Here is a 24,732-nt window from a genome sequence, read left to right on the forward strand (position 1 = left end):
CTACTGCACCAGCTTCTGGGTGACGAGGCCGAGCTGCGTGATGTCGAGCCGCTGCAGCAGCGCCAGCACGTCGATCACGTTGCGGTACTGGGTTTCGCCATCGCCGCGCACCACGACCGGCAGATCCGGGTTCTGGGCTTTCTTCTGCTGCAACCGCGTCGACAGTTCGTCAAGCGATACTGGAATGGCGTCCATGAAAATCTTGCCGTCGCTGGCGATGGTGATCGCCACCGTCTTCGGCTTTGCCAGACTCGGCGCGTCAGCTGCCTTCGGGAGGTTGACCTTGATGCCCTGCACGGCAGCCGTGGTCATGATGATGAAGATCACCAGCAGCACGTACGACAGGTCCAGCATCGGCGTGATGTTGATGTCGTCGTATGGCTTCGCGTCGCCCTGTGCCTTCATGAGTAGGTCTCGGCGATGCGGGTGACGTACGCATCGAGGAACACGGCCATTTCATTGGTCGCGTCCTTGATCCGGGTGAGCAGGTAGTTGTAGCCAAACAGCGCCGGGATCGCGACAGCGAGACCGGCGACGGTGGCCAGCAGCGCGGCCGAGATACCCGGGGCGATGGCGTTGACGTTGACGTCGCCGGCGGCAGCGATCGACGCGAACGTGATCATCACGCCGACCACGGTGCCGAGCAGGCCGAGAAACGGGCCGCCGGAGATGGCGATGGTCAGCATCACGATCAGCTTGTTCAGCGACTGCGACTCGCGATTGAGCTGCGCTTCGAGCGTCGCGCGGATCGCGGCGATGGCCTGATCGGACAGCACCGGCTTCGCTTCACCACGGCGCGCCGCCGCATCGATGCGCTGCTGCACTTCTTCAAGGCCGACGGCGAACAGTGCCGTCAGCGGCGCATCCTGGGCGCGCTTGCCTTCGCCATTCGCAAGCCGGGTGCGCAAGCCTTCGAAATCGCCGGCGCTCTTGCGGAACAGGTCTAGGAACACGGCGTTGCCGCGCGTCACACGGCCAAGCTGTTGGCCTTTGGACCACATCACGTACCAGGAGTAGATCGCCATCAGCGCGCATAGGCCGATCACGACCCAGGCATCGATGGTCACCGACTGCACGATCACCGCGAAATGACTGCCGCCACCGCCGCCGGCTTCATCGGCACCGAAGCTGACCAGCTTGTCGCCGGTACCCTGGTTCAGCGCCAGCAGCGCGATGTAATCCGGGCCACGCGCAACCTTGGCAATGGCGAGTTCGTCAATCTCGCCGCTGTACGCTGCCCCGCCCTGCGCTGCCGCAGCGCCCAGCGAGGCGGTCGCCGACAGTGCCGGCAGTGCTGCAGGCACCGTGCCGCTCGCAGCACCATCGATGTACAGGGTCACCGCCTGCGCCGTCGCAACGACCGCGACATGGTGGTAATTGGCGAGATCCAGCGGCGCCAGCGGCGCGCTGCGCTGTCGGGCGCCATTTCTCGTCAATTCGACGAACGGCGCACCGTTGGCCAAACCAATCGCCAGCGCAGTCACCGCATCGCCCTGACGCAGCAGCACCACTTCGTTGGCCGCACTGGCCGGCTTGATCCACAGCGACCAAGTGCGCGACTCGCCGGCGGCCACCGCTAGGGACGCAGAATCAGGCAGCGCCAAACCGATGGCGCCGTCGAACTTCGCGCTGGAACCGATCAGGCCGCTGTCGACCGAGCCGATCGGAGCCGTCGCATTGTTGGCGTAAACCGTGGCGTCCTGCGCAGGCGTGCCGCTTTCGGCGAAGTGCCAGTCGAGAATCTGGCTGGAATCAAAGGTCTTCTGCGGCTCCGAGCCCTTCGGCGCGCTGGCATTGCCGTAGTACATCCAGATTTTTTGGATCTGCCCCGGCGCAAGCTTCGGTACCTGCACCCAGACGAAGCCCAGATTGAAAACCGAGTCGAACTTTTCGACATGGAACTTCAGCGGAGTCTTGTCATCTTCGGCGACGAAGCGCAGATCGCTGCCATCTTGCGCGGCCTGCGCGAAGTCGAGCACGCCTTCGTGCAGCCTCACCAGGACCGGGAATTCGTCGACCGGACCCTGCAGCGCGGCCCCAGTGGCGCTGGTGTCGATCGTGATTTCCTTGCGCGCAGTCCATGCCTCGTCCCACCAGGCCTGCGCTGTGATCGGTGCGATCAGCAGGGCCACTGCCAGTAGCGGCAGGCCCTGTGACAGCGAGCGGAGAACACGGGCAGCGAATGTCGAATGGGCCATCGATCAATCCATCAATAAGAACTGGAAACACGGAACAGCAGGCGGCCGTCGCCCTTGCGCTGCGACGGTCCATCGAGCAGCGGCACGGCGTAGTCGAGATTGCCGTCAAGATGCGAAAACAGCGTGAAACTGAAGCCGGCGCCGCTGCTCAAGAGGTCGAAGCGCGACTGCTGATCCGGCAGCGCGTCGCGCACGCGCAAGGACGCTCCGTCCACAAATCCATAGACGCGCAAATTGCTTAGCGGCGAGAACCCTTCGGCGAACTCGAAGCCATCGGCCAGCGGGGCATAGCGCAGTTCGGCGCTGCCGCTGAAGCCGTAGTCGGCCAGCGCTTCAGATTCCAGATAGCCGCGCACGCTGTCGGCGCCGCCGACGCTGTACTGCTCATTCGAGATCAGCGGCTGGTCGGTCAACTGGCTGCTCAGGCGCACGTCGGCAGTGAAGCGGTACGGGAGCGACTGCGTGCGCGAGATCGACTGCTTGAACGTCAGCTGTTGGCCACGCGCTAGGAAGCGGCTGTCATCGAAATCCCGCGTCGTGCTGCCGATCTGCGGCGATGCCGCGCTGAACGTGAAGCTGCCCTGCGTCACGCCGTTGCCGCCGGGGGCCACGAAGTTGAAACCGGCGATGATCGGCACGTAGGTAATCGGCGTGTTCAGCGAATTGCCGTCTAGCGCAATCGAGCTGCGGAAGTGCTTGTAGTCGAAGCCGATGCTGGCCGACGGAAAGTAGCTGTCACCGCCCGGCAACGTCGCCAGCAGGCGCAGACCGACAATCTCGCCTCGGCCGAGCACGGCAGCACCGCCGACGGTCGAGACATTGCTGTTCGACTTGATGCCATTCAGCAGCAAGCTGAATGGGCTGCGCCCAAGCGGAGCCAGATAGGACACGAATAGCACCTTCGCGTCTGCCGGATTCCGCGGCGCGGTCTGGTAAGAAACCGACAGGCTGTGGCCGATCTGGAAGAGGTTGTTATAGGAAACCGAGCCCAACACGCGCAGGTCAGTCGTGTTCTGGCTTCGCCGGTTGTTGACCTCGACCGAGGCCTTGATCGGGAGTGAATCGGTCACCGCCAGATCCACCGCAACCGTGCCCGGCGTGCTGCCGGCACGGATGCTCGGCGTGACCTTGCGATCGTCGCTGCGATTGAGCGCGACGATATCCTTCTGCACTTCGTCGAAATCCGGGACCTGACCTTCGGCCAGCGACGGCGCCTCGAGCTTGATCTGCTCCAGCGAGTGATAGCGCGAGCCGACGACCGTCAGCCGCTCGACTCGCCCTTCGACCACCTGCAGCCGGACGATGCCGTCCTTTGCCGTCTGCCGCGGAATGGTGACCGACACCGTCTTGTAGCCGAGGCTGCGATAGCGGGCCTCGAGCGCGTCACGGGCGCGGTCCACATCATCGAGCGTGCGGTTCGGCCCGAGGTAGGCCTGCAGAATCGAATACAGCTCGACTTCGCCGAGCAGCGAATCGCCCTCGACATCGATCGCCCACAGGTCCAGCCGGGGTGCCGACGACGGTGCCGCGGGTCGGTCGGCACCACCCGCATCCCGCAATGGTTCCGCAGCTAACGCAAGCGGGCACAAAACCCCGGCCACAAGGCTCAGGCACGCCGCCACTGTCGCCGCGTGGCGCCTGGTTTTCGATCGATTCATGGCCCTGGCAGTTGATGACGAACCTCACGTCACCCCTGTCAACGGAACAGGCGCGCGCATCGTCGTTTTCACGCGCACCTTAAGAATCGGCAATGACATCCTCATGACATCTCGATTGCGGGATTACGGGGTGGTCGGGAATCTGCCAACAGCCGCTTCAGCCGGCTTTTTTCCACCTCTAGCGCCTTCACCCGCCGCGAGTCACTGACGTCCATGCCGCCGAACTTGCGGCGTCACAGGTAGTAGCTCGCTTCCGAGAATCCATGTCTCCGGCAAAGATCCTTCACCGCAACCCCGGCATCGACTTCCCTCAGAGACCCGATGATCTGTGCTTTGCTGAGCCGCATCTTCACGTCCGATTTCCGACTTCATGATCGGACGCTAACAGCCACTGCTACTCAATTTCGGGGGAAGTCGGGTCGACCATCGGTGAGCCGCGACAGAGCAGATCCGCCGCATGCCGCAACGAAGTCATGGCTCCGCCTAAACGGCAGGGCTCGCGCGAATCGGTTCGGTTTTTCGTACTTCCCGAGTAAACAGGTCATCTCAGCCGGACACTTCGGACGCCGCCGACACGCGAAATTTTTCCTTCCCCGGGGCGAAACAGGTCACTCCCTCGCCCCATTGATCGGTTCGTCTGCGGTTGAGGTACGCAAACAGGATAAGACCCGGGAGGAAGCCGACACGCTCACATGAGCAGACCCATCAGATGATCAGAACCTACAATCCAAAAGCACCGAGGGCTACCGCCCTCGGCTTCCAGCCCTGATCAATTTTCAATCGGTACGGCTGGTCAACTTTCGGTCGGCAGCAACAGGTACTGGGCCGGGCCTCGATACTCGATCCCTGACGGAAGTTTTTTGGCAGCAGGCACTGGCGGCAACCGGTTCAATTTGCACCAGGATTGCACCAAAAAACGGCCGGACAAAAACAAAGGGGCCTACATCTTCATGTAAGCCCCTGAATTTACTACCACTTTGTTTGGCTGGGAGACTAGGACTCGAACCTAGATAAACAGAGTCAGAATCTGTTGTCCTGCCATTAGACGATCTCCCAAAAAGCTTGAAGCCCTCGATGCTGGCGACGCCGGTGATGGCATCGCCAGACACATCGATTAACGCTTCGAGTACTGCGGAGCGCGACGGGCGCCGTGCAGGCCGACCTTCTTGCGCTCGACTTCGCGCGCATCGCGGGTCACGAGACCGGCGGCACGGAGGCCCGGACGCAGCGCTTCATCATACTTGATGAGCGCGCGGGTGAGGCCGTGGCGGATGGCGCCGGCCTGACCGTTCGGGCCGCCACCGGCGACCGTCACCTTGATGTCGAAACGGCCGACGCAGTCGGAAACTTCCAGCGGCTGGCGAACCAGCATGCGCGAGGTTTCGCGGCCGAAGTAGTTCTCGACGGTCTTGCCGTTGATCGTGATGTCGCCCTTGCCCGGGCGGATGAAGACGCGGGCCGAGGCGGTCTTGCGACGGCCGGTGCCGTAATGCTGGTCAGCGGGCTGCTTGAGCGTGGCCATGATTAACCCTTGATCGTGAAGGTGGTCGGCTGCTGGGCGGTGTGCGGGTGCTCGGCACCGGCGTAGACCTTCAGCTTGCGGTACTGCGCGTAGCCCAGCGGGCCCTTGGGCAGCATGCCCTTGATCGCCTTCTCGATGACGCGTTCCGGGTGCTCGGCCATCATCTTGCCAAGCGTGGTGAACTTGATGCCGCCCGGGTATTCGGTGTGGCGCCAGTAGATCTTGCCTTCGGCCTTGTTGCCGGTGGCGCGGATCTTGTCGGCATTGATCACGATGACGTAGTCACCGGTATCGATGTGCGGCGTGAATTCCGGCTTGTGCTTGCCGCGCAGGCGACGCGCGACTTCCGAGGCGAGACGGCCAAGAACAACGCCTTCGGCGTCGATCAGGGTCCAATCACGCTTCGCATTTTCATTCGTTGCGAAATAAGTGCTCATTTTCGGCTCAGATGCCTCGCAGGCTTGCGTCTGGAGGTGGTTATTGTTCGGTCGCTGCGATGCCCTGCAGGCGACGTCGGGTACAAAGAGGCGCGGATTGTAGTGTGCGAGCCGGCGCCGCGCAACCAAAAAACGGGGTTTGCGGAGCCGTCCGGCAATTTGAGCCGGCATTCCGCCGGATTCCGGGCATTGCGGCGTTCAATTCGACAGTTTCGGGACACCACATCGAGCGGATGGGCCATCAGTCACCGCCACCACCGCCGCCGTCATCCCCGCCACCGCCGCCACTGTCGCCACCGCCACCGCTGCTGTCATCGCCACCGCTGGCCTCAGCGGCGTCACCGTTGCCGATGTGACTGCCGGCGTCGTCGATGATCGCGTCGGAACGACTGCGTTGGCCTGCGCTGGCCTTCGGGCCGAGGTTGCGGCGACTGCCGGCAGATCGTGAGCCCGCAACCACGATGAAGAGCAGGACGAGCGCCAACAGGATGATCGCCGCACCGCGGGATTCCGACATCGCCCGTCCTCCATTCAGGGCATACGAACGAGTTGGCGAACTCGAAGACTCCGGTCAGTGGCCGAAGTTGATCTTCGCTTCGAGATTGGTTCTGGAGTCAGCGTTCGCCAGCGCCTCTTCAAGCTCGATCTGACCATCCTTGTACAGCTTGAACAGCGACTGGTCGAAGGTCTGCATGCCGCGGTCGGACGACTGGTTCATCGCATCGCGAATCTCCTCGATGCGCTGGCCGAGGATCAGGTCCTGGATGTACGGCGTGTTGATCAGCACTTCGACTGCCGCCACGCGCCGGCCATCCTTCTTGCGCACCAGGCGCTGCGAGATGATCGCCCGCAGCGTCAGGCTGAGATCGAGATACAGCTGCGGCCGCAGGCTGTCCGGATACAGGTTCACGATGCGCTGCAACGCCTGATAGGCGTTGTTCGCGTGCAGGGTCGAGATCGCGAGATGGCCGGTGTTGGCCAGCTGCAGGCAGGCGTCCATCGTTTCGCGCTTGCGCACCTCGCCGATCTGGATCACGTCCGGCGCTTCACGCAGGCTCGACTGCAGCGCGCGGTCATAGCTCAGGGTATCGACGCCGACTTCGCGCTGGTTGACGATCGACAGCTTGTTGCCATGCACGTACTCGATCGGGTCCTCGATGGTCAGGATGTGGCCGGCCGAGTGCTCGTTGCGGTGATCGACCATCGCCGCCAAGGTGGTCGACTTGCCGGAACCGGTGGCGCCGACCATCAGGATCAGGCCGCGCTTCTGCATCACCAGCTCGCGCAGGGTCTCCGGCATGTTCAGCTCGGCCAGTTTCGGGATCGTGGCGCGCACATAGCGCAGCACCATTGCGATCGAGCCGCGCTGGGTGAAGACATTGACGCGGAAGCGACCCAAGCCGCCCGCTTCGGTGGCCACATCCAGCTCGTGCTGCACGCGCAGCTGTTCGTGCTGATCCGGCGTCAGGATCGACTCGGCCAGCTCGCGGATAAACTCGCCGGTCAGCGGCGTGCGGCCAACGCCGAGCATCTCGCCTTCGATCCGCAGCATGGCCGGCGCACCGGCGCTGAAGTAGATGTCGGAAGCGCTGCGTTCGACCGCGAGCTTCAGGTACGGAATGATCTTCTGCATGGTTCCGGGCGTTCGATCAGCGGCGGACGAGCTGTTCGCGCTCGGTTTCCGGCTTCATCTGCAGGCGCTTCACCGCCGGATCGTCGAGCAGGTTCTCGCGCATGCGGCGCGACTCCAGCTTGACCTTGAGGCGCAGCTCGTTCTGCGAGTCGGCATTGCGAATCGCTTCCTCGTAGCTGATCGCGCCGGCCTCGAACAGCTGGAACAGGTACTGGTCGAACGTGACCATGCCCTGCTCGCCCGAGCGCGCCATCACTTCCTTGATGCCGATGACCTCGCCCTTGAAGATCAGGTCCGCGATCAGCGGCGAATTCAGCATGATCTCCACCGCCGGCACGCGACCGCCGCCCTCGCGCCGGATCAGGCGCTGCGAGATCACCGCGCGCAGGTTCAGGCTCAGGTCCATCAGCACCTGCTCGCGCTTGTCCTCCGGGAAGAAGTTGATGACGCGATCGAGCGCCTGGTTGGCGCTGTTGGCGTGAAGCGTCGACAGCACCAGATGCCCGGTTTCCGCGAAGTTGATCGCGTACTCCATCGTTTCTCGCGTGCGGATTTCGCCGATCTGGATCACGTCCGGCGCCTGACGCAGCGTGTTCTTCAGCGCGTTTTCCCAACTCAGCGTGTCGGCGCCGACTTCGCGCTGCGTGACCATGCAGCCGAGATGCGGGTGGACGTATTCGACCGGGTCCTCGATGGTGATGATGTGGCCGCGCGAATTGGCATTGCGATGGCCGAGCATTGCCGCCAGCGACGTGCTCTTGCCCGAGCCGGTGGCGCCCACCATCAGGATCAGCCCGCGCTTGGCCATCACCACGTCGGCGAGGCGCGCCGGCAGCGCCAGCTGTTCCAGCGTCGGAATCTCGGTGGTGATGGTGCGCAGCACGCCGCCAACCTGCCCCATCTGCACGAACGCGCTGACGCGGAAGCGGCCGATGCTCGGCGGGTTGATCGCGAAGTTGCACTCGTTGGTCGCTTCGAACTCCTTGATCTGGCGATCGCTCATCAGCGCCCGCATCAGCAGGGCGGAGTTCTGCGCGGTCAGCGGCTTGTCGGTGACCGGCGTCATCTGGCCATCGAGCTTGATCGCCGGCGGAAAGCCTGCGGTCAGGAACAGGTCGGACGCGCCGCGTTGCCGCATCTGCACCAGCAGGTGCTGGATCAGCTTGATTGCTTCGTCGCGTTCCATGATCGATCCCGAATCAGTTCAATGAATGCCCGTCCGGGCATGAAACAACCGCTGCGAACCGTGTTCGCAACGCGCTTTTGCGCAGCGCCGTTACGACGCGAAGTCCAGCTTGTTCTCAGCCTTGGCGCGCGCTTCGGCACTGCTGACCACACCCTTCTTGACCAGCTCTTTCAGGCATTGATCGAGCGTCTGCATGCCGTCCTTGGAACCGGTCTGGATCGCCGAGTACATCTGCGCGATCTTGTTTTCCTTGATCAGCGAGCGCACCGCCGGATTGCCGATCAGGATCTCGTGCGCCGCAACCCGGCCACCACCGTTGCGCTTCAGCAGCGTCTGGGCGATGACCGCGCGCAAGCCGGTCGACAGCATCGCGCGAACCATGTCCTTCTCCGCGGCGGGGAACACGTCGACCACGCGGTCGATGGTCTTCGCGGCACTGGTCGTGTGCAGCGTGCCGAACACCAGATGGCCGGTTTCGGCAGCGGTGAGCGCCAGCCGGATCGTTTCCAGATCGCGCATTTCGCCGACGAGGATCACATCCGGGTCTTCACGCAGGGCCGAGCGCAGCGCTTCATTGAAACCCAGCGTGTCGCGATGCACTTCGCGCTGGTTGATCAGGCACTTCTTCGACTGATGCACGAACTCGATCGGGTCCTCGACGGTGAGGATGTGCCCGTAATCGTTCTCGTTGATGTGATTGATGATCGCGGCCAACGTGGTCGACTTGCCGGAGCCGGTCGGGCCGGTCACCAGTACCAGGCCGCGCGGCGTTTCCGCGATTTCGCGGAAGATCGGCGGGCACTTCAGGTCTTCCAGCGACAGAATCTTTGACGGAATGGTGCGGAACACGCCGCCGGCGCCACGGGCATGGGTGAAGGCGTTGACGCGGAAGCGCGCGAGGCCGGGAATCTCGAACGAGAAGTCGGTTTCGAGAAACTCGTCGTAAGCCTTGCGCTGCTTGTCGTTCATGATGTCGTACAACATCGCATGAACCTGCTTGTGCTCCATCGGCGGCAGGTTGATGCGCTTGATGTCGCCATCGACCCGGATCATCGGCTCCACGCCGGCGGACAGGTGCAGGTCGGAAGCGCCCTGCTTCACACTGAACGTCAACAGCTGCGCGATATCCAAAAGCGATTTCCCCCGATCCCGGTTTCAACTGGCAGAACGCGCCCAAGTGGCGGTCATTGCTGGCAAATTATCGGCAATGACACCCTACAGCAACCACCATGACCGAGCTTTGTGACCGGCTGACGGAGATTCGCCGACGAATGGCCGCGGCCTGTGCCCGTGCAAGTCGCGCGCCGGCTGACGTCGAACTGATCGCCGTCAGCAAGACCTTCGACGCCGACACCGTCGCGCAGGCTGCCGACTGCGGCCAGCGGTCGTTCGGCGAAAGCTACATGCAGGAGGCGATCGACAAGATCGGTCTGGCCGAAACGCTGGCCGCGACACGGCTGGACTGGCATTTCATCGGGCCGATCCAGGGCAACAAGTGCCGTGCACTGGCCGGCGCGTTCGCGTGGGCACACGGCGTCGATCGCCTGAAGATCGCCGAGCGCCTGTCGAGCCTGCGCGGGGACGACCAGCCGCCGCTGAACGTCTGCGTGCAGGTCAACATCTCCAGCGAGGACAGCAAGGCCGGCGTGCCGGTGGCGGAGGTCGCCGCGCTGTGCACGGCGATCCGCGCCCTGCCGAACCTGCACCTGCGCGGGCTGATGTGCATTCCGGCCCCGGTCGATGATCCGGAGGCGTCGCGCCCGGCGTTCCGCGCGATGCGGCACCTGCGCGAACGGCTGATCGCGGAAGCTGTCGTCGACGGCGCCAGCTTCGACACCCTGTCGATGGGCATGTCCGACGACTTCGAAGTAGCGATCGAGGAAGGTGCCACCCTGATTCGCGTCGGCTCGGCGATCTTCGGCAGCCGCCGCGGCTGACCGACGCGCGTCTCGCGGAAAAAGCATGCGCCGCGCGCAAGCCTCAGCCACACTGCCGCCGTGGTTTCCCACCTGAACTTCCCTGCTCCATGGACCAGAATCAAGCCAAGCAAGCCGCTGCCGAAGCGGCGCTCAAGTACCTCGTTCCCGGCGAAGTGATCGGCGTCGGCACCGGCTCGACCGTCAACTTCTTCATCGACGCGCTGGCCGCGCATCGCGATGACATCGCCGGCGCCGTGTCGTCGTCGAACGCCAGCACCGAACGCCTGAAGAAGGTCGGCATTCCGGTGGTCGAGCTGAACGACGCGGGCGAACTGTCGATCTATGTCGACGGCGCCGACGAATCGGACCCGCACCTGCGCCTGATCAAGGGCGGTGGCGGCGCACTGACCCGCGAAAAGATCGTGGCGGCGGCCTCGCGGCAGTTCATCTGCATCGCCGACGAATCGAAGCTGGTGCCGGTGCTCGGCACGTTCCCGCTGCCGGTCGAGGTGATTCCGATGGCGCGCAGCTATGTCGCGCGGGAGCTGGTCAAGCTCGGCGGCCAGCCGAAGCTGCGCGAAGGCTTCGTCAGCGACAACGGCGGGCTGATCCTCGACGTGGCCGGCCTGTCGATCACCGATCCGCGCAGCCTCGAAACCGCGATCGGGATGCTGGCAGGCGTCATCAGCGTCGGCCTGTTCGCGCACCGCGGGGCCGACGTGCTGCTGCTCGGCGGTCCGAACGGCGTGCGCGAACTGACCGCCTGAGCCAGCGATGCAGGACGATCCGGATGCCTGGGTGACCGTTGCCCGGTTCAATGACCCGGTCGATGCGCAACTGCTGCAGGGTCGGCTGCAGGCCGAGGGCGTGACCACGTTCCTCGCCGACCAGAATCTGGTGCAGACGCATCAGTTGCTGGCGATCGCGGTCGGCGGCGTCCGGGTGCAGGTCGCGGCCCGAGATGCCGATCTGGCCGCCGAGATCATCGCCGCGCTCGACAGTGGCGACTACGCGCTGGACGAGGATTTCGATCCGGGGCCCACCGTCGACGACTGACCTCGGGGACCGGGCGCCCACAAAAAAGCCGCCTCGTCCGGCGATGCGGGCGAGGCGGCTGATTGAAGCGCCGGACTTCCGCGCTTCGGTTGCCGATCAGTGGCCGTTTAGTGGCCGATCATTGGCCGATCAGCGACGCGGACCGCCCGGGCGGCCGCCCTTCTTGTCGTCCTTCGGGCGCTCTTCGTTGACGCGCAGCAGGTTGCCGCGCAGCTCCTTGCCATTCAGGCCGGCGATGGCGGCACGTGCTTCGTGACCTTCCATCTCGATGAAACCGAAGCCGCGGCACTTGCCCGAGAACACGTCATGCGCCAGCTTGATCGAGCGGACGCGACCATGCGTCGAGAACAGCTCGGTCAGTTCCTTCTCGGTGGTGTCGGTCGGCAGGTTGCCTGCGTAGATACGCTTCATCCAAATACTCCTTCTTCGATAAATCGTTGACGAACGGCGCGAGCGCCGCTCCCTGGAAACCGCGTCAGCGAGGACGCTGGCTGCTGCTGTTGCTGCGGCCGGCCGGACGGGCCGCGCCACCATCCCGCGATGCCGGACGGGCATGGCGGGCATTGCCATTGCCGGCGCCGGCACCACCGCCACCCGGGCGACGGTTGCCACCGCTCGGGGCATGACCACGGCCACCCGGCGCGCGCGGGCGATCGCGCTCCGGCGGCATCGGCGGACGCGCTGCCGCGGCCGCCCGCTCTTCCGCGCTCGGCTGCGAGCCCGGCTCGAAGCCCGGCACGGTCGACGACGGAATGTCCCGCTTCAACAGGCGCTGGATGTCCTTCAGCTCCTGCCGCTCTTCGCTCGACACGAGGCTGATCGCCTCGCCTTCGGCACCGGCGCGACCGGTGCGGCCGATGCGGTGGACGTAGTCCTCCGGCACGTTCGGCAGCTCGTGATTGATGACGTGCGGCAGCTGGTCGATGTCGATGCCGCGGGCAGCGATGTCGGTGGCCACCAGCACGCGAATCTTGCCGGCCTTGAAATCGGCCAGCGCGCGGGTGCGGGCATTCTGCGACTTGTTGCCGTGAATCGCGTCGGCCAGGATGCCCTCGCGCACCAGCTGCTCGGCCAGCCGATTGGCGCCGTGCTTGGTGCGGGTGAAGATCAACACCTGCTTCCAGTCGCCCTGCTTGACCAGATGCGCGATCAGCGCGGTCTTGCGGCTCTTGTCGACCGGGTGCACGCGCTGGGCGACGGTCTGCGCCGCGGTGTTGCGCGGGGCCACGTCGACACTCGCCGGGTCGTGCAGCAGGCCTTCGGCCAGCGCGCGGATGTCCGGATTGAAGGTTGCCGAGAACAGCAGGTTCTGGCGCTTCGACGGCAGCGCCTGGATGACCCGACGGATGTCGCGGATGAAGCCCATGTCGAGCATGCGGTCGGCTTCATCGAGCACCAGCATCTGGATGCCGGACAGGTTGACGGTGCGCTGCTGCAGATGGTCGAGCAGGCGACCCGGCGTGGCGACGATCAGGTCGACGCCGCGACGCAGCTGGTCGATCTGCGGATTGATCCCGACGCCGCCGAAGATGATGGCGGTCTTCAGCGCCGGCAGGTGGCGGCCATAGGTGCGCACCGACTCACCGACCTGCGCGGCGAGCTCGCGCGTCGGCACCAGCACCAGCACGCGCGGCAGCAGGCGCGGTCCGGCCGGCGGCGGTACCGACTGCAGCTGCTGCAGGATCGGCAAGGTGAATGCGGCGGTCTTGCCGGTACCGGTCTGCGCCGCACCGAGCAGATCGCGCCCCGACAGCACGACCGGAATGGCCTGCGCCTGAATCGGGGTGGGCTGCGTGTAGCCTTCATCAGCGAGGGCACGCAGCAATTCGGGGCAAAGCCCCAGATCAGCAAACAGCATTCTTTGATAACTCCTGAAGCCGCCACACCGCGCACGGATCGCCGCACACAGAACCGGTTCAGGCAGTGGACTGAGAGAGTTCGAACGCACCAGGCTGGCACGCCGAAGGTCTGCTACTGGAGGACAACGGGGACCCGGCAGGCCAGCGTGGCCGCGAATCCGAAGGGGTCATCAAGCAGGGGCGCAACCGGAGCGCCTCGTCAAACGCCGCTGAGTATACGCGATCACTCGTCCCCTTGCCCTGAGCGCGCACGCGATGCGGCGCGGTCAGCCGGTATGCTGATGTCGGCAACCCCGCCCACATTGGAATCACCCCCATGACGAGAAAACCGCTGCTGTCGCTGTTCCCGACGCTGCTGCTGTCCGCTGCCGTGCTCGCCGCCGGCTGTGCCAAGAAGGAAGAACCCGCCGCCGCACCTGCCGCCGAACCTGCTGCAACACCGGCCGAGCCGGCGGCCGCCGCACCGGCAACACCGTCGCCCGAGGCACCGGCCGGTGCCAAGGTGTTCTTCGTCGACCTGAAGGATGGCGCCGAGGTGAGCAGCCCGCTGGTGGTGAAGTTCGGCATCGAAGGCATCGAGATCGCCCCGGCCGGCGACGAAAAGCCCGGCACTGGCCATCATCACCTGATCATCGACGCCGAACTGTCGCCGCCGGACGCACCGGTGCCGGCGAACGAGCACTACATCCATTTCGGCAAGGGCCAGACCGAAACCACGCTGACCCTGACCCCGGGGCCGCACACGCTGCAGCTCGCGTTCGCGAACTATCTGCACGTGCCGTTCAATCCGCCGCTCGCGTCGGACAAGATCACGGTCATCGTGAAGTAGCCAGAGGTCGCATTCGGCAACGAAAACAAGGCGGCGACGGACCGTTCGTCGCCTTGTTGATACAGCCCGGCGGCTCGCGTCCGGGCCGCTGTCGCAGCACGAAAGCCGTTCATCGAATGGCGCGACAAGGGCAGAAAAGCGCCCTCATAATCCGGTGAATGCCGACCGTTGCCGTGACATCCTCCAGCGCGTGATCCGGACCATCGACCTCGTCCGGGCGCGTTGCTGCGGCCCGGTTCCCTGCCGTTGCACAGCGCCGGTGCCCGCCCGGACGGGCGTCGACCGCGCGCCGTGAATGCACCGCTCTACTTCGGCCCGATGGCGCAGCCGTTGTTCGGCATGCTGCATCGGCCGGCGGGTGCCGTGCGCCGCACCGGCATCGTGCTGTGCACGAGCTGGGGCACCGAATACCTGCGCAGCTATCGGGGTCTTCGCCAGCTCGCACAGGCCTTGAGCCACAGCGGCTTCCCGGTACTGCGCTTCGACTACTCCGGCACCGGCGATTCCGGCGGCGATGGCCGCAGCGCCCGGGTCGATACCTGGACTGCGGACATCACGCTGGCGGCCGCCGAGCTGCGCACCAGCACCGGCTGCGACAGCATCTGCCTGCTGGGCCTGCGCTTCGGCGCACTGCTGGCGCAGGAAGCGATCGCCACCGGCGCGGTCGCGGCATCGGCCATCGCGCTGTGGGATTCGCCGCCGAGCGGCGAAGTCTTCGTCCGCAATCTGCAGCAGATGGACGAGGCACTGAACGAGAAGGTCAGCCAGCAGCGCCGGCGCCGCTCGCAGCTGCCACCACCGGCGCGCGACGAACTGCTCGGTCACGAATGGCCGGAAGGCCTCGCCGCGGACATCGGCCGCCTGCCCGGCCTGCGCAAGGAACTGCCGGGCCGGGTGATCTTCGTCAGCCGCGATCGCACGCCGCCGGACAGTGTCGAGTCGATCCGGCTGCCGGACGCCGGCCACTGGAGCGATGTCGAGCGCATCCACTCGCCGTGGATTCCGGGGCCTTCGATCCGGATCGTCGCCGAGCGTCTCGCCGACGGCCTGCCATGAACGAGCGGGCAATCTCGTTTGGCGAAAGCGGTTCGCTGTTCGGCATCCTGAGCCAGCCGGACGTCGCCGATCCGCTGCGCCCGGCGGTGCTGATCCCGAATACCGGCGTCAGCCACCGCGCCGGCCCCAGCCGCATGCACGTCGAACTGGCGCGCGCGCTGGCCGCCGCCGGCGTCGTGTCGTTGCGGATCGACAATGCCGGTCTCGGCGACAGCGAGCCGATTCCGGGTCGCCTCGGCGATCCGTTCGCGCCGGACCTGCGCGCGGCGATGGACGCGCTGGACGCCCGAAACCTGTCGAGCGGCTACATCGTGCTCGGCATCCACAGTGGTGCGCACGATGCCCATCAGGCCGCGCGCGGCGATCCGCGCGTGGTCGGCGCCGCGTTCATCGACGGCTACACCCATCGCACGCCGCGCTACTGGATCAACCGGACAATGGACCGCCTGGCCGACAGCGCCCGCCGCGCCAATGCCGAGCTGCGTCCGCAGATCGGCCTGACCCGGCAATCCGGCGATGCGCTGCACGACGCGCTGCTGAACGAGATCCACTATTACGATCTGCCGACGGCCGCGCGCATGCAGCTGGATCTGGTCGAATTCATGCGCCGCGAGATGTCGCTGCTGTACATCTACACCGGCGATGTCGAGAACGAATACAACTATCCGGGGCAGCTGATCGAGGCATTTCCGTTGCTGCGCGGCTACCGCCGCATGACCTTGCGTCACATTCCGGAGGCCGATCACCGCTTCATTCGCCGCGCGTCGCGCGAAGCGATGATCGACGTGCTGGTCAGCTGGGTCATCCGCGTTCCCGGGCAGCCGCACTAGCTGCGCGGCGCGAATCACGACGCCGGCTCAGCGGCCGGCCAGCAAGGTCAGCACGAAGCCATTCCGGCGCTGCCAGTGGCCGTGCCAGTGCAGGCCAGCGAACGCGCGGCGGGCCTGGTCGCTCAATGCGGTTGCGGTGAACGTGGTGCCGTCAGGATCGAAACCGATGGCCACTTCATCGAACTCCAGAAAAATCTCGCGCAGCGGATGCACGCACTTGTGGACGCATTCCTTCGCGCCGAACGCGGGCAGCGCCCAGTGCGCGAGCCCGCCCGGCAGCGCGGCCAGCGCACGGCGCTCGGCCTCGGACAAGGCATAGCCGGCAACGTCGTCCGGCAACGGCACGTCCGGCTCGATGTCGATGCCGAGCGCCTGCCAGTGAACCGTCGCCGCGACAACGGCCAGTGCCGCGCCTTCGCAGTGGGCCACGCTGCCGACAACGTCGGCCGGCCATTCGACACCCCCGCCGGGCGCTCGCCGCAGCGCGGGTACCGGGCGGCCCAGCGCCTGCAGCGCTGCATGGGCGCAGGCCCGGCCCGCAGCAAAGTGCCGGCGCCGACGCGGGGCCACGGCCGCCACCACGGCCGCCTCGTCCGCGGCCAGCGGGGCATCGTCCGGCATCGGCTGGGCCAGCACGCAGCGGCTGTGGGGCAACCAGGGAAGCGTCTGCAGGCTCATGACCGCATCATCGACAAATCCGCCGCAACGCGCACCGGGCATGCGCAATCACGCACACTGCCGGCCATGACTCCGACACCGTTGTCGCGCCTGCCGTCCGGACGGCCACGGCTCCCGCGCGCATGAATCTGCTGCTGCTCGATGCCACGGCGGATTCCGCGTCGCACGCGGCCTTGCACCGGCTGGCCGTCGCGCTCGCGGATGCCGAACACGGCATCGCGATTGCCGGTGCAGCAGGCAGCGCACTGCTGATCGACGCACCGTGCGCAGCATTTCCGATTGCGCTCGGCCCGCGCTGGACGCTGCGCGCATCGCGCCAGATACGCGAGCTTGAACGGCGCGCGGCGATCGACGTGATTCTGGCGTTCGACTCCTCGAGCCTCGCCGCCTGCCTGCCGCTGCATCTCACCGGCACGCCGGTGTTGTTCCTGTGTGCCGAGCCACGGTCCGACAATGGCGCAATCCGCTCGCCTTGGCGGCTGAACCACGGCTGCCGGGGCGTGATCGCCGGATCGCAGGGCATCGGCAACCGGCTGATCGCCCGCGGCGTTGCGGCACGCCGCATCCATGTCGTCGATCTGACGCGTCCTCTCGCGGCGGCCGTCGCGGTGGCAAGGATCTGCACGGACAGCATCGGCTGAGCCCGTCCGGCCGGCGCCGGATCAGTGCCGCCGGAGGAAATCCAGCACGTGCGCCGCGAATGCTTCCGGCGCTTCCAGATTCATGAAGTGGCCGACACCCGCCATCTCGACCAGCTCGTAGCCGGCGCTGAACAGGTGTTCGGACTCGCTGAACGAGTCGCGCAGGATGCAGGCGTCGTGCTCGCCGATGACCACGCGCGTCGGCACCGCGATCGGCTGCAGCAGGAATTGCCAGGCCACCCGCTTGAACAGCGTGGCGGGCAGCGCGCGGTAGTAGCCGATGGCCGCCTTGACGCGCGCCGGATCGGCGAAATTGGCCTTCAACGGCACCAGATAGTCGTCGCCGGGAATCCAGCCCGGCGACCAGCTGCGCGCGAGGTCGACCAGCCAGGCGAAATCGTCCTCGCGGATCGTGCGCTCGGGCCACAGCGGCAGCTGGAACTTCCAGATGTAGTGCGAGGCGCGGAGCTGCGCCCGCGACGGGCGCAGCAGGAAGCGGCGCAGGTGCGGCACGGCCGACGTCACGATCGCGCGAATCCGGTCCGGCCGCAGGGACGCCGCAGCATATGCGGTGACCGCACCCCAGTCATGGCCGACGATGTAGGCGCGATCGACGCCGAAGTGCTCGATCAGCGCCAGCACGTCCTGACCGAGCGTCGGGATCGAATAGTCACCGCTGTCCGGAATCTCGGTCGGGGCGTAGCCGCGCATGAACGGTGCGATGGCGCGATAGCCGGCGGCGGCCAGCGCATCGATCAAGGGGGCGAAGCTCCACGCCGTGTCCGGAAAGCCGTGCAGCACGATGACCAGCGGCGCCTGCTCAGCGCCCGTCGCGGGCAAGGCTTCGAGGTAGGCGAACTCGAGGCCGTTGGCCTGGATGTAGCGCGGCGTGCGCGGTGCGACGGGTTCGGGAAGATCGGTTTCAGTCATCGGTTGCGGTGCAGTCGAAGGGCGGCGCGACGGGCTCGCTAAACTAACGCATGACGTCCTGCTGCGGAGCGCTGATGGAATTCTCGCTGGAACAACTGAAGACGCCGGAGCGCTGGATCGAACTGGCCTTGCCGGTCGGCGTGAAGATTCTCGTCGCGCTGCTGATCTTCTACCTGGGGCGCTTCGTCGTCCGCACGGCGGTCAAGGTGCTGCGCACGGTCATGCAGCGCAGCAAGGCCGACGAGACGCTGACCGGCTTCCTCGGCAACGTTGCCTACGGCCTCGGCTATGCGCTGGTGATCATTTCCGCGCTCGGCCAGATCGGCATCAACACCAATTCGCTGGCGGCGGTCGTCGGTGGCGCCGCGCTGGCAGTGGGCCTGGCGCTGCAGAACCAGCTGTCGTCGTTTGCAGCCGGCGTGCTGCTGATCCTGTTCCGGCCGTTCAAGGTCGGCGATTACGTCGATGCGGGCGGCATCAAGGGGACGGTCGAGGAGATCAAGATCATTCACACGATCCTGCGCACGCAGGACAACCAGGAAGTGATCGTGCCAAACAACACGATCACGGCCACCACCATCACCAACTACAGCGCCCGCGCGACGCGCCGTCTCGACATCACCATCGGCATCGACTACGGCTCGGATCTGAAGCTCGCGAAGTCGATCCTCGACGAACTGCTGGCAACGCATCCACGCGTGCTGACCGCGCCGGAACCGAAGGTGCAGGTGCGCGCGCTCGGGGCCAGCTCGGTGGATTTCGCGGTGTGGCCGTGGGTCGCGACGTCCGAATGGTTCGAGGTGCAGTGCGAGCTGCTGGAACAGATCAAGCTGCGCTTCGACGCTGCCGGCATCGTCATCCCGTATCCGCAGATGGACCTGCATGTCCGCAGCGATCGTGCCGACGTGGTTCACCTGCGTGCGGATCGCGAGGGCGAGCCCGCAAGCTGAGTGCGCGCCGCGCAGGGCGGCGTCAGTTCTTCATCAGCCAGCGCGTCACCGACGCCCCGAGCGCGCGCGGCATGAAGCGCGTGCTGAACGCCTGCACGGCGTTGATCCAGCCGGTGACGAGGTGCGACGAGCCTCGCAGCATGGCATTGATGCCGCTCGCGGCAACCGAGGCGCTGCTCATCATCGTCGCCCGGTGGTACCAGTTGCGCTTCTGGCCGGAGACCAGCAGGAAGTCGGTCGCGGTGACGCCCGGGCAGACCGTGGTGCAGGTCACGCCATGCGGCTTCAGTTCATTGTTCAGCGCGATGCCGAAGCTCAGCACATAGCTCTTCGATGCCGAATACGCGGCGTATGTCGGGCTCGGGCTGAAGGCGCCGGTCGACGCCACCTGCAGGATGCGGCCATGGCCGCGCCGGATCATGCCCTCGGCGAACAGGCGGCTGAGATGGGTCAGGCCGACGACATTGACCTGCAGCATCTGATCGAGCCGCGGCCAGTCGGTGTCGGCAAATTCGCCATAGACGCCGAAGCCGGCATTGTTGACCAGCAGGTCGATCGAGGTGCCGCTGGCAGCGAGATCCGCGACCAGTTTTTCGCGCGCTTCGGCCACGCCGAGGTCGGCCGGCAGCACCTGCACCGCCGTGCCGTAGGACTGCTTGAGCTCGCTGGCCAGCGCCGCCAATGCTTCGGCCCGCCGTGCGACCAGCACAAGGTTGGCGCCGCGCCGCGCCAGTTCCCGAGCGAAGTCGATGCCAAGGCCGCTCGATGCGCCAGTGACCAGCGCCGTCCTTCCTTTCAGTTCCTGCGTCATCCTGTGATCTCCTGAGTGTGCCGCGGCAGACCGGCGAGCAGCGGCGTCAGCACGCTGCGCAGTTCGGGGCCCAGCGTGATGTCGAACAGCGTCAATCCGGGGTCATGCGCCATGGCCCGCTGCACCATCGGCGCCGGTGCGGCCATGTGCTGCAGACCGATCGACAGCGCATGCAGCCACAGCAGCAGCCGCGCACCGGCTGCGGCATCGAGCAGCTTCAGGCGCGCGGCGAGCGCGCTGCCGGCCTCGATCACATGCCGCGCCAGCATCCGCTTGAAGCGCAGGGCCGCGTCGAACGCGATGTTGTGCTCGAGCACGGTGTGCAGCAGCGCGATCAGGCGGAGGAACAGCGGCCGAGCTTCGAGCGAGGCGATCAGCCAGTCGACGAACGCGGCATCGGCGCTGTCGTTAGCGTCGGCCGGAGACGGCTGACGCAGTTCGTCGTGAAGCGCGGCGAACCAGTCCTCGAACTGCGCATCGAGCAGTTCGAGAAACAGCGCTTCCTTCGTCGGGTAGTACAGGTAGACCGTGCCCTTGGCGATGCCGGCCTCGGCCGCCACCTCCGCCATCGTCAACCGCGCGAACGGCACGGTCTCGAACAGGCGCAGCGCCGCTGCCGTGATCGTCTCGCGGCGGATGTCCTTGTCGCGGTCCTGCCGCGCACGACGACCGGCTTCCAGTACTTTGCTGACCATGGGTCATTTTTAACTGACCACGGGTCATTTGACAACCGGCGCTTGCTGGATCGCCGTGATCGACACCATCGGGCGCTGCGGCAGCACCTCGCTGCCGCCACGAAAAAGCCCCGGACCGTCATCGACGAGCCGGGGCTTCGGCGTGCGGCGGCCAGACGCCGCCGCCACGTGCAGGACCTTACTTGGCCTTCTTCTTGGCCTGCTTCTCCGCCTTCTTTTCCTTCATCGTCTTCAGCGGCGCTTTCTTCTCGCTCTTCTTTGCATCCATGCCTTTGGCCATGGCTTCGCTCCGGTGGTGGTGGGTGGTGCCCTAGTCTTTCACAGAGCCCGGTGTTGCACGAGATTCAGCACGCGTCGCGATTGGCGCCCGTGCGCAGACGCTGGCCGTTCAGGCGAATCGGCAGCAGCGCGAGCCCTCTGGCGAGGGACCCACCGGGCTTTTCGGTGGGATCGGCAGCAAGTCGAGCGCTGCCAGAGGGCTTCGCTGACCGACGCTTCAGCGTCCGTCGCGATTGGCGCCCGTGCGCAGACGCTGGCCGTTCAGGCGAATGAAGCAGCAGCGCGAGCCCTCTGGCGAGGGACCCACCGGGCTTTTCGGTGGGATTGGCAGCAAGGCATGCGCTGCCAGAGGGCTTCGCTGACCGACGCTTCAGCGTGCGTCGCGATTGGCGCCCGTGCGCAGACTCAGACCGTTGAGGCGAATAAAGCGGCAGCGCGAGCCCTCTGGCGAGGGACCCACCGAGCTTTTCGGTGGGATCGCCAGCAAGGCGAGCGCCGCCAGAGGGCTTCGCTGACCGGCGCTTCAGCGTGCGTCGCGATTCGCGCCCGTGCGCAGACGCAGGCCGTTGAGGCGAATGAAGCGGCAGCGCGAGCCCTCTGGCGAGGGACCCACCGAGCTTTTCGGTGGGATCGCCAGCAAGGCGAGCGCTGCCAGAGGGCTTCGCTGACCGGCGCTTCAGCGTGCGTCGCGATTGGCGCCCGTGCGCAGACGCAGGCCGTTGAGGCGGATGAAGCCCTCCGCGTCCTTCTGGTTGTACGCGCCGCGATCGTCTTCGAAGGTCGACAGCGTGGCGTCGAACAGCGAGTCCTTCGAGCGGCGGCCGAGGTTGTAGACCGCGCCCTTGTACAGCTTCAGGCGCACATCGCCATTGACGCGCTGCTGCGAGTCGTCGATCAGCGCCTGCAGCATGCGGCGTTCCGGGCTCCACCAGTAGCCGTTGTAGATGAGGCTGGCGTACTTCGGCATCAGCTCGTCCTTCAGGTGCGCCTGTTCGCGATCGATGCACAGGCTCTCGATGGCGCGATGGGCCTTCAGCAGGATCGAGCCGCCCGGGGTTTCGTAGCAGCCGCGCGACTTCATGCCGACGTAGCGGTTCTCGACCAGATCGAGCCGGCCGATGCCGTGGCGGCCTCCCAGCGCGTTCAGGCGATCGAGAATCTGGAACGGCGTGCCGGTCACGCCATTGATGGCGACCGCGTCGCCCTTCTCGAAGCTGACGGTGATCTCTTCGGCTTCGTTCGGAGCGTCTTCCGGGTTCTTGGTCCAGCGCCAGATGTCGTCCGGCGGGCACCACCACGGATCTTCCAGACCGCCGCCTTCATACGAGATGTGCAGCGCGTTGGCGTCCATCGAGTACGGGCTGCCGCCGCCCGGCTTCTTGGCGATCGGAATCTCGTGCTTCGCGGCATACGCGAGCAGCGATTCGCGCGAATTCAGATCCCACTCGCGCCATGGCGCGATGACCTTGACCCCCGGCCACAGCGCATAGGCGCCGAGCTCGAAGCGGACCTGGTCGTTGCCCTTGCCGGTGGCACCGTGGCTGATCGCATCGCAGCCGGTGGCGCGGGCGATCTCGACCAGACGCTTGGCGATCAGCGGCCGGGCGATCGAGGTGCCGAGCAGGTATTCGCCTTCGTAGACGGCGTTGGCGCGGAACATCGGGAACACGAAGTCCCGCGCGAATTCCTCGCGCAGGTCGTCGATGAAGATTTCCTTGACGCCCAACTGCTGCGCCTTCGGCCGCACATGGTCGAGTTCCTCGCCCTGGCCGATGTCGGCCGTGAAGGTCACGACCTCGCAGCCGTAGGTGTCCTGCAGCCACTTCAGGATGACGGAGGTGTCGAGGCCGCCGGAATAGGCGAGCGCGACTTTGCGGACCTGGGGTTTGCTCATTTGTGCGGACACCGGCGGCAGGGGGACAGGGCCGCGAATTATAGCGATGCCGCGTTGGCTGCACGGAAACCGGGCCGCGTCGCAGCGCCCACTCGGGAGAGCCGCGGGCGCGGCCGTTCAGCCGCCGATCAGCGTTGAATCAGCGCTGGATCGGCGCCAGCTCAGGCAGGCAGTGCCGCCGGAGGACCCGGCAGGCGCACGGTTTCGCCATCGTCGATCGCGACACCCTGTCGCATGCTCGCTCGATACAGCATCAGCAGGACCATCGCCGCGCCGAACAGGATCGACGACTGCAGCAGGTTGAACGGCGCGGCCACCCACTGCTTGGTCACGCCGAAAAACGAATCGGCGACCAGCACGAAGGCCACCACGAACCAGGCTTCCGAGCCGCGGCCGAACGGACGGCGGCGCAGTGCCTCCGGCGCCAGCAGCAGCAGGATCGGCAGGACCACGCCGTAGTGATGCTCCCAGGCCACCGGCGAGGCCATCGTCAGGCTCAGGATCGCGATCGCCAGGTCGAGCACACCCGGCGTCTCGCGCCAGCGGTGGAACAAGGCCAGACCGATCAGCAGCAGCGAGGTCAGCAGCGAACTGACATGCACCGGCAGCTGGTAGTCCGGGTAGCGATGGTCGTCGAAGCTCAGCAGGTCCTGCGGATTGACCAGGCGATTGACCAGTCCGTTGACCGACTGATTCGCGTAATACGCTTCGCCATGCTCGCTGATGTAGCGCAGTACCGACAGATAGCCGGTGACGCTGTCGGTGCCGTAACGCGCGGCGGCAACGGCGGTCAGGGCGCCGAACGTGGCAGCCAGCGCGGCTGCCATGCCGACCTGCCGCCGCAATAGCGCCCATGGCAGCATCACCAGCCACTGCGGCTTGAACGCGCAGCAGATGCCGAGCAGCACGCCGGCGAGCACCGACCAGCGCTGCTGCCAGGCGACGAAGGCCAGCACCACCAGCAGCGTGATCGGCGTCTGGATCTGCCCGGCCTGATACGACAGCAGCAGCGGATAGAACGTGATGGTGGCGATGCCGGTGATCAGCAGCAGCCCGGCGGCGTAGACCAGCCGCTGGCTTTGCGCGATCGGTTGCAGCGCGGTGGCCTGCGTCCAGACCAGCCGGGCACCGAGCGGCACGGCCATCAGCAGCACCAGCCAGCACAGCTTGTTGATCAGTACCGTCAGATGCGCCCAGTCCCAGCCCAGCCGCTGTTGCAGCAAATCCATCCAGACCAGCGAACTGATCGGGTAGATGAACTTCAGATGCATGTTGAAGAACAGCGACTGATACAGCGGCACATCGGGATGCTCGCGCAGATGGTCGATCGCGGTGGCCATGAACCGCCACGAGTCCGCCCAGGCGTTGCGCGTGGCGAAGTTGATCAGCGATGACAGTGAGGTTTCATCCAGGTGTCCGGCGATGCCGACCGAGATCAGGCAGGAACCGAGCGCAGCGAGTACGGCAATCCCGATCAGTGCAACCGAGCGGTCGAGCAGATGGCCGTCTGGGTGCCGCTGACGCGCAAGCCTGATGACGACCCGAGTCACCCAGACCAGAGCCAGACATCCGACCAGCAGACAGACCGAGCGGCCCGCAGTCCCCACACCGTACTCCGCATCATCCCCTGCGTCATTGTCAGGTCAACGCAGCGCGGAACACGACTGCAAT

Annotated in this window: 25 protein-coding genes, 1 tRNA gene and 1 pseudogene; 8 read left to right on the forward strand and 19 right to left on the reverse strand. The window is 65.8% G+C overall.

Annotated elements, in window-relative coordinates; genetic code table 11:
- The 11 genes and pseudogenes from QZ951_RS00710 to QZ951_RS00760 all read right to left on the reverse strand — a co-directional run bounded on the left by QZ951_RS00710 (position 1) and on the right by QZ951_RS00760 (position 9,765).
- Positions 1-405 (reverse strand): biopolymer transporter ExbD, encoded by a 405-nt coding sequence (locus tag QZ951_RS00710; protein WP_292997489.1) that lies wholly within the window; start codon positions 403-405, stop codon positions 1-3.
- Entirely contained in the window at positions 402-2,198 is a 1,797-nt protein-coding gene (locus QZ951_RS00715) for a DUF2341 domain-containing protein (protein ID WP_292997491.1), read from the reverse strand. Before QZ951_RS00715 ends, QZ951_RS00710 begins: the two co-directional genes overlap by 4 nt.
- Before the next feature lie 11 nt (positions 2,199-2,209).
- Positions 2,210-3,757: a ShlB/FhaC/HecB family hemolysin secretion/activation protein gene (locus QZ951_RS00720; protein WP_292997493.1), complete on the reverse strand. Its 1,548-nt coding sequence runs from the start codon at positions 3,755-3,757 to the stop codon at positions 2,210-2,212.
- A gap of 239 nt (positions 3,758-3,996) precedes the next feature.
- A pseudogene (locus QZ951_RS00725) lies at positions 3,997-4,203 on the reverse strand (transposase); the annotation flags it as partial.
- 635 nt (positions 4,204-4,838) lie between these two features.
- Positions 4,839-4,912 (reverse strand) — tRNA-Gln (locus tag QZ951_RS00730).
- Between the two features lie 58 nt (positions 4,913-4,970).
- Complete coding sequence (rpsI, locus tag QZ951_RS00735) at positions 4,971-5,378, reverse strand: 30S ribosomal protein S9 (RefSeq protein ID WP_292997495.1); 408 nt, start codon at positions 5,376-5,378, stop codon at positions 4,971-4,973.
- Positions 5,379-5,380: 2 nt separating this feature from the next.
- Positions 5,381-5,815, reverse strand: a complete 435-nt coding sequence (gene rplM, locus QZ951_RS00740) for a 50S ribosomal protein L13 (RefSeq protein ID WP_292997497.1) — start codon at positions 5,813-5,815, stop codon at positions 5,381-5,383.
- A gap of 241 nt (positions 5,816-6,056) precedes the next feature.
- Positions 6,057-6,332, reverse strand: coding sequence for a hypothetical protein (locus QZ951_RS00745; protein WP_292997499.1), 276 nt, complete (start codon positions 6,330-6,332; stop codon positions 6,057-6,059).
- A gap of 54 nt (positions 6,333-6,386) precedes the next feature.
- Positions 6,387-7,448, reverse strand: a complete 1,062-nt coding sequence (locus QZ951_RS00750) for a PilT/PilU family type 4a pilus ATPase (protein WP_292997501.1) — start codon at positions 7,446-7,448, stop codon at positions 6,387-6,389.
- A 16-nt stretch (positions 7,449-7,464) separates the two neighbouring features.
- On the reverse strand, positions 7,465-8,634 hold the full coding sequence (locus QZ951_RS00755) for a PilT/PilU family type 4a pilus ATPase (RefSeq protein ID WP_292997503.1): 1,170 nt from the start codon (positions 8,632-8,634) through the stop codon (positions 7,465-7,467).
- Between the two features lie 90 nt (positions 8,635-8,724).
- Positions 8,725-9,765, reverse strand: a complete 1,041-nt coding sequence (locus QZ951_RS00760; RefSeq protein WP_366943763.1) for a type IV pilus twitching motility protein PilT — start codon at positions 9,763-9,765, stop codon at positions 8,725-8,727.
- 98 nt (positions 9,766-9,863) lie between these two features.
- Here QZ951_RS00760 and QZ951_RS00765 point away from each other — a divergent pair, with 98 nt between their 5' ends.
- From QZ951_RS00765 to QZ951_RS00775, 3 genes are all read left to right on the forward strand, one after another.
- On the forward strand, positions 9,864-10,571 hold the full coding sequence (locus QZ951_RS00765; RefSeq protein WP_292997507.1) for a YggS family pyridoxal phosphate-dependent enzyme: 708 nt from the start codon (positions 9,864-9,866) through the stop codon (positions 10,569-10,571).
- A gap of 89 nt (positions 10,572-10,660) precedes the next feature.
- Positions 10,661-11,320, forward strand: a complete 660-nt coding sequence (gene rpiA, locus QZ951_RS00770; RefSeq protein WP_292997509.1) for a ribose-5-phosphate isomerase RpiA — start codon at positions 10,661-10,663, stop codon at positions 11,318-11,320.
- 7 nt (positions 11,321-11,327) lie between these two features.
- Positions 11,328-11,609, forward strand: a complete 282-nt coding sequence (locus QZ951_RS00775; protein ID WP_292997511.1) for a DUF2007 domain-containing protein — start codon at positions 11,328-11,330, stop codon at positions 11,607-11,609.
- Between the two features lie 129 nt (positions 11,610-11,738).
- On the opposite strand, the gene QZ951_RS00780 is transcribed toward QZ951_RS00775, so the two are convergent.
- Entirely contained in the window at positions 11,739-12,020 is a 282-nt protein-coding gene (locus QZ951_RS00780) for an RNA-binding protein (protein WP_022977859.1), read from the reverse strand.
- A gap of 64 nt (positions 12,021-12,084) precedes the next feature.
- The gene (locus QZ951_RS00785; protein ID WP_292997519.1) at positions 12,085-13,467 is read right to left on the reverse strand and encodes a DEAD/DEAH box helicase; all 1,383 of its coding nucleotides are present in this window, start codon (positions 13,465-13,467) and stop codon (positions 12,085-12,087) included.
- Between the two features lie 317 nt (positions 13,468-13,784).
- Between QZ951_RS00785 and QZ951_RS00790 the strand changes: the two genes are divergently transcribed.
- The 3 genes from QZ951_RS00790 (at position 13,785) to QZ951_RS00800 (ending at position 16,183) form a co-directional block, all read left to right on the forward strand.
- Complete coding sequence (locus QZ951_RS00790; protein WP_292997521.1) at positions 13,785-14,297, forward strand: DUF4399 domain-containing protein; 513 nt, start codon at positions 13,785-13,787, stop codon at positions 14,295-14,297.
- A 291-nt stretch (positions 14,298-14,588) separates the two neighbouring features.
- Entirely contained in the window at positions 14,589-15,353 is a 765-nt protein-coding gene (locus tag QZ951_RS00795; protein WP_292997523.1) for an alpha/beta hydrolase, read from the forward strand.
- On the forward strand, positions 15,350-16,183 hold the full coding sequence (locus QZ951_RS00800; RefSeq protein ID WP_292997525.1) for a hypothetical protein: 834 nt from the start codon (positions 15,350-15,352) through the stop codon (positions 16,181-16,183). The genes QZ951_RS00795 and QZ951_RS00800 overlap by 4 nt, the downstream gene beginning before the upstream one ends.
- A 27-nt stretch (positions 16,184-16,210) precedes the next feature.
- On the opposite strand, the gene QZ951_RS00805 is transcribed toward QZ951_RS00800, so the two are convergent.
- Complete coding sequence (locus QZ951_RS00805) at positions 16,211-16,861, reverse strand: 4'-phosphopantetheinyl transferase (RefSeq protein WP_292997527.1); 651 nt, start codon at positions 16,859-16,861, stop codon at positions 16,211-16,213.
- Positions 16,862-16,983: 122 nt separating this feature from the next.
- Between QZ951_RS00805 and QZ951_RS00810 the strand changes: the two genes are divergently transcribed.
- Entirely contained in the window at positions 16,984-17,502 is a 519-nt protein-coding gene (locus QZ951_RS00810; RefSeq protein WP_292997529.1) for a glycosyltransferase, read from the forward strand.
- 21 nt (positions 17,503-17,523) lie between these two features.
- Here QZ951_RS00810 and QZ951_RS00815 read toward each other — a convergent pair whose 3' ends face one another.
- Complete coding sequence (locus QZ951_RS00815) at positions 17,524-18,432, reverse strand: alpha/beta hydrolase (RefSeq protein WP_292997531.1); 909 nt, start codon at positions 18,430-18,432, stop codon at positions 17,524-17,526.
- 74 nt (positions 18,433-18,506) lie between these two features.
- On the opposite strand from QZ951_RS00815, the gene QZ951_RS00820 reads away from it, so the two are divergent.
- Positions 18,507-19,382 carry a mechanosensitive ion channel domain-containing protein gene (locus QZ951_RS00820; RefSeq protein WP_292997533.1) on the forward strand — a complete coding sequence of 292 codons (876 nt, stop codon included), beginning with the start codon at positions 18,507-18,509 and terminating at the stop codon, positions 19,380-19,382.
- A gap of 22 nt (positions 19,383-19,404) precedes the next feature.
- On the opposite strand, the gene QZ951_RS00825 is transcribed toward QZ951_RS00820, so the two are convergent.
- The 4 genes from QZ951_RS00825 to QZ951_RS00840 form a co-directional block, all read right to left on the reverse strand.
- Positions 19,405-20,193: an SDR family oxidoreductase gene (locus tag QZ951_RS00825; RefSeq protein ID WP_292997535.1), complete on the reverse strand. Its 789-nt coding sequence runs from the start codon at positions 20,191-20,193 to the stop codon at positions 19,405-19,407.
- The gene (locus QZ951_RS00830) at positions 20,190-20,888 is read right to left on the reverse strand and encodes a TetR family transcriptional regulator (RefSeq protein WP_292997537.1); all 699 of its coding nucleotides are present in this window, start codon (positions 20,886-20,888) and stop codon (positions 20,190-20,192) included. Before QZ951_RS00830 ends, QZ951_RS00825 begins: the two co-directional genes overlap by 4 nt.
- A gap of 955 nt (positions 20,889-21,843) precedes the next feature.
- Positions 21,844-23,061 carry an argininosuccinate synthase gene (locus tag QZ951_RS00835; protein ID WP_292997539.1) on the reverse strand — a complete coding sequence of 406 codons (1,218 nt, stop codon included), beginning with the start codon at positions 23,059-23,061 and terminating at the stop codon, positions 21,844-21,846.
- A 161-nt stretch (positions 23,062-23,222) separates the two neighbouring features.
- Complete coding sequence (locus QZ951_RS00840) at positions 23,223-24,668, reverse strand: glycosyltransferase family 87 protein (RefSeq protein WP_292997541.1); 1,446 nt, start codon at positions 24,666-24,668, stop codon at positions 23,223-23,225.
- Between the last annotated feature and the right edge of the window lie 64 nt (positions 24,669-24,732).

The organism is Nevskia sp. (genome assembly GCF_021732705.1).
GTDB lineage: Bacteria > Pseudomonadota > Gammaproteobacteria > Nevskiales > Nevskiaceae > Nevskia.